Annotated in this window: 4 protein-coding genes; all 4 read right to left on the bottom strand. The window is 69.8% G+C overall.

Annotation, left to right across the window (positions count from 1 at the left end; translation table 11 throughout):
- Nucleotides 1-856, bottom strand: an 856-nt coding sequence (locus ACWELQ_RS42465; RefSeq protein ID WP_452402642.1) for a Cgl0159 family (beta/alpha)8-fold protein, incomplete at its 3' end; no start/stop codon positions are given.
- Nucleotides 847-1,785, bottom strand: coding sequence for a 5-dehydro-2-deoxygluconokinase (gene iolC / locus ACWELQ_RS42460; protein ID WP_452402641.1), 939 nt, complete (start codon nucleotides 1,783-1,785; stop codon nucleotides 847-849). The genes ACWELQ_RS42465 and iolC, both read right to left, overlap by 10 nt.
- A 30-nt stretch (nucleotides 1,786-1,815) precedes the next feature.
- Nucleotides 1,816-2,607: an ATP-binding cassette domain-containing protein gene (locus ACWELQ_RS42455; protein WP_452402640.1), complete on the bottom strand. Its 792-nt coding sequence runs from the start codon at nucleotides 2,605-2,607 to the stop codon at nucleotides 1,816-1,818.
- On the bottom strand, nucleotides 2,604-2,996 hold a 393-nt coding region (locus ACWELQ_RS42450; RefSeq protein WP_452402639.1), incomplete at its 5' end, for an ABC transporter permease. The genes ACWELQ_RS42450 and ACWELQ_RS42455, both read right to left, overlap by 4 nt.

Genomic DNA, 2,996 nt, shown 5'->3' with positions numbered 1-2,996 from the left:
CCGCACCCGCGACGTCGCCGTCCGGTGGGTAGAGCAGGCTGCGGCCGACCACCAATCCGCGGGCGACGTCGTGGCGCAGGGCCGCCCCCCCGGAGGCGAGGTCGGCTTCCGGGTCGCCGGAGGGGGCACCGCCGAGCAGGAGGACGGGGAGGGTGGTGGCGTCGAGGACCGAGACATCCTCGGGGGCGGGGATTTTCAGCCAGGTGTAGTCGGAGGTGACGCCGAGGCCGGAGGCGACGGTGATCGCGCGTTGCAGGGAGGCGGCGTCCTTGTGCATGGCGAGCGCGCCGGTCGCGTCGCGGGCATACGGCAAGGGCTCGACCATGGCCATCAGCCCGTATTCGGCGAGTTCGGAGACCGCGCGGGCGCAGGCTTCCAGGGTGGGAATGGTGCCGGGATCCGAATCCACCAGGCGCAGCAGCATTTTGCCGCCGTCGAGACGGTATTTGACCAGGGATTCGGCGTCGTAGCCGGTGAAGCGGTCGTCGATCTCCCAGTCCGCCCCGGCCAGCCCGCCGCGGTTCATCGAGCCGATGACGATCTTCTCGTGCACGGCGTCGAGCAGCAGCAGCTCCTCCACGATGTCCGGGGAGCCGAGCACGCCGTCGACGGCCGGGTTGGCCAGCGCGATGAGCAGCCGCTCGAGCAGGGTGCGGCGGTCGGCCATGGCGGTGCGGTCCGCGCCGACGCCGAGCGCACCGCGCGCCGGATGGTCGGCGGCCACCAGGAACAGGGTTCCCTTGTCCGACAGCATATTCGGACGGCGACGCCGGTCGGCGTACGCGCGCCGCACCGCCTCGGGGTCCGTGGCGCGGGTGTGCAGCAGGTCGTACCAGCGCGCGTCGGTCAGGTGCACAGCATCTCCTCGATTTCGGCATCGGTCGGCATGGCGTCGGCGCAGGCCAGGCGCGAGGCCACCAGCGCGCCCGCGGCATTGGCATAGCTGGCCAGGCGGTGCGGATCCCAGCCGGAGAGCAGTCCGTGGCTGAGCGCCCCGCCGAAGCCGTCGCCCGCGCCGAGCCCGCACACCACCTCCACCGGGCACGGCGGCACCGTCCAGCGTTCGGATTCGGTGGCGATGAGCACGCCCTCCGCGCCGCGTTTGACCACCGCCAGCCGCACACCGCGGGCCAGCAGGCGGTCGGCGGCCTCGTCCGGATCGGCGGTGCCGACGGCCACCTGCACCTCGGTGCGGTTGCCCACCACCACATTCACGTGATCGACCATCCAGCCGATCTCGGCGCGGGCGGTTCCCATATCGGGCCAGAACATGGGCCGATAGTCCAGATCCAGCACGGTGTGCCCGCGCCTTTCGCGCCGCCGCAGGATTTCCCGCTGGGTGGCGCGACCGGGCTCGGCGCTGACCCCGGTCCCGGTCACCCACAGCAGCGGCACGGAATCCACTACATCCCAGGGGATCTCGTCCTCGGTGAGGGTGAGATCCGGCGCGAGGGGCGCGCGATAGAACAGCAATGGCGGATCGGCGGGCGGGTTGAGCTCGCAGAACACCACCGGCGTCTGCAAGTCCGCCGCCGTCCCCACATACCGCGCCGACACCCCGAACCGCTCCAGCGCGTCCCGCACGAAATCCCCGAATCCGTCGGGTCCCACTTTGGTGAGGACCGCGGTGCGGCGACCCAGCCGCGCCGCCGCCACCGCCACATTGGTGGCCGTCCCGCCGAGAAATTTCGCGAAGGTCGACACCCGTGCGAGCGGGACCCCGCTCTGCTCGGGATACAGGTCGACGCCGACCCGTCCGATCGTCAGCACTTCCAGTTCCGTCACGACACCCGCTCCCTCACGACACCGGTTCTCTCACGACTCCACCCGCTCCAATTCATGTTGCAGCGCTTCGAGTTCCGCGCCGCCGGACATCTGCCGGGTCAGTTCGGTGAGGTCGATCTGCGACTTCTCGTAGCTGCCGAGCATGGTTCCGCGTTTGAGCAGCAGGAACCGGTCACCGACCGGGTAGGCGTGATGCGGATTGTGGGTGATGAGCACGACGCCCAGCCCGCGATCACGCGCCTGCACGACGTAGCGCAGCACCACACCGGCCTGCTTCACACCCAGCGCGGCGGTCGGCTCGTCGAGGATCAACACCTTCGCCCCGTAGTGCACGGCACGCGCGATGGCCACGCACTGGCGTTGACCGCCCGACAGCGTGCCCACCGGCTGCTCCAGATCGGGAATGTCGATCCCCATGTCCGCCAGCCCTTTTCGGGCGATGTCCTGCGCCTGCCTGCGGTCCAGCAGCTCGAGCGGCCCGTAGCGCTTGACCGGCTCGGAGCCGAGCACGAAATTGCGCCACACGCTCATCAGCGGCACGACCGCCAGATCCTGGTAGACGGTGGCGATGCCGAGGTCCAAAGCCGCACGCGGCGAGGACAATCGGGTGGGCTGCCCCTCGATCCGCAGCTCCCCGCTGTCGTGCTGGTGCACGCCCGCCAGGATCTTGATCAGCGTCGACTTGCCCGCGCCGTTGTCGCCGAGCACGCAGGTCACCTCACCCGCGTTCACCACCGTCGACACGTCCCGCAGCGCGACCACGCCGCCGTAACTCTTTCCGATGCCGACGGTTTCGATGAGCGGCGTCTGATTCTCGGTCATCGGCGTACCCTTTCCGCCCGCTTCTTGAACGCGTTGTTGACCAGCACGGCCGAGAACAGCAGCACGCCGAGGAACAGCATGAACCAGTCACTGTTCCAGCCCGCCAGCACGATGCCCTGCCGCGCCATCCCGAAGATGAGCGCACCGATGGCCGCGCCCACCACCGAGCCGAAGCCGCCGGTGAGCAGGCAACCGCCGATCACCGCGGCGATGATGTACTGGAACTCCAGTCCCACACCCTGATTGGCCTGCACGCTCGCGAAGCGCAGCAGATTGCACGCGCCCACGATCCAGCCCGCGAAGGCGGTGGTCATGAACAGCAGGATCTTGGTGCGGGTGGCGGGCACGCCCACCGCCCGCGCCGTCGAGCAGGCCAGCGAGCCGACCAC

Source organism: Nocardia sp. NPDC004722 (assembly GCF_053601505.1).
This window is presented reverse-complemented; position numbering and strand designations above follow the sequence as displayed.

Coding starts and splice junctions, on each gene's coding strand:
- ACWELQ_RS42455 (WP_452402640.1), bottom strand. CDS start 2,607: ATGACCGAGAATCAGACGCCGCTCATCGAAACCGTCGGCATCGGAAAG.